Source organism: Streptomyces sp. NPDC058964 (genome assembly GCF_042741275.1).
GTDB lineage: Bacteria > Actinomycetota > Actinomycetes > Streptomycetales > Streptomycetaceae > Streptomyces.
Window position 1 is genome coordinate 1 of the sequence record NZ_JBHYKH010000499.1, and the last position, 1,407, is coordinate 1,407.

At 68.7% G+C, this 1,407-nt stretch carries 1 protein-coding gene; it reads right to left on the minus strand.

From position 1 onward, the window contains the following. Positions 1-1,190: phosphatase PAP2 family protein (locus ACFW2E_RS38310; protein ID WP_384474100.1), on the minus strand; the 1,190-nt coding region annotated here is incomplete at its 3' end. Positions 1,191-1,407 lie beyond the last annotated feature (217 nt).

Genomic DNA, 1,407 nt, shown 5'->3' on the forward strand with positions numbered 1-1,407 from the left:
ACCCATGGGTGTTCGGCCATCACCGTCGGCAGACAGCGGTACGACACCAGGAGCGCGGTGAAGACCGCCGCGCCGTGAGCGACCAGCTGGATTCCCGCCCGGTCCCAGCCACGTTCGTGCGCGCGCAGGGCCGCCTCGATCGTGAGCGTGAACACCACGCCGGCGATGATGTCGGCGCCGTAGTGGTAGCCGAAGCCCAGCGTCGCGCCGAGCGTGGCCAGCAGCCAGAACGTGCCGCCGTACCGCAGGGCCCGGGGGCCCTGGCGGGAGTGCAGGAAGATCGCGGTGGCCCACGCCGTGTGCAGGCTGGGCATGCAGTTGCGCGGGGTGACCTGGTCGTACGGAAACGGGTGCGGGGTACCGATCGGCGGCGGCGTGTGCGGCCACAGGTCGGCCACCGCCCAGTGCAGGCCGCCGGTGCCGGTGGCGCCCGGGCCGTAGGCGAAGACCGGTCCGACCACCGGGAAGATCATGTAGATGCCCGGCCCGAGGAGGCCGATCACCAGGAAGGTGCGCACCAGGTAGTGGCGCGGGAACCGCCGCTCGGCCGCGACGTTGCGCAGCTGGTACAGCGACACGGCGACCGCGGCCACCGCGAGCTGGATGTAGACGTAGTCGAGAACATGCGCGCCGACCGTTCCGGTGGCCCGGACGGCCCGGCCCACCAGCCACGACGGGTTGCCCAGCGCGTGATCGGCGGTCGCCACGTACTGGTCGAGCACCATGGGGCGGGTCTTCGACGTGATGAGCAGCCAGGTGTCACCGGTCTTGCGGCCGGCCACCAGCAGCAGGGCCAGCCCGACGCCCTTCAGCAGCAGGACGCGTTCCCGGCCGGTGCGGCGCGTGACCGCGATGACGGCACAGCCCAGCACCACCCACAACGCGCCGTTGCCGAACATCATCTTGGCGTCGACCGCCCACCGCACCAGAAAGAAGACGATGTCGATGCCGATCGCGACGCCGGCCGCGATGAACCGCTCCCGCCAGGTGAGCACCACCATCATCAACGCCATGCCGGCGTACAGCAGCGGCCCCGATTTGGGGGCGAAGATCACCTCTCGCGCCTGGTTGGTGACCGGCCCCGGCAGGCCGTAGTGACGTGCGGCGATCTCCAGCGCGACAAGGAATCCCAGGGCCACCGCACCCACTGTGGCCCACCATGCAATTCTGGAGTTTTTTCGAGAGAACACCCGTGATGCTGTAGATATCAATTGTTCGGCCGATTTGTTAGATATTGGTCTTGTGTGATCATCGTGAGTTCGAACATGTTATCGGCGGTCTCGTGCTGTGGGCCCTCACACGCGAGACACCCTGGGGGGGGGGGGGGGGGGGCCCCGCGCCCCCCCGGGGCGGGGGGCGGCGAATAACACAACACCACCAGGCTAGACTAAAGCACCGACGCTGGGT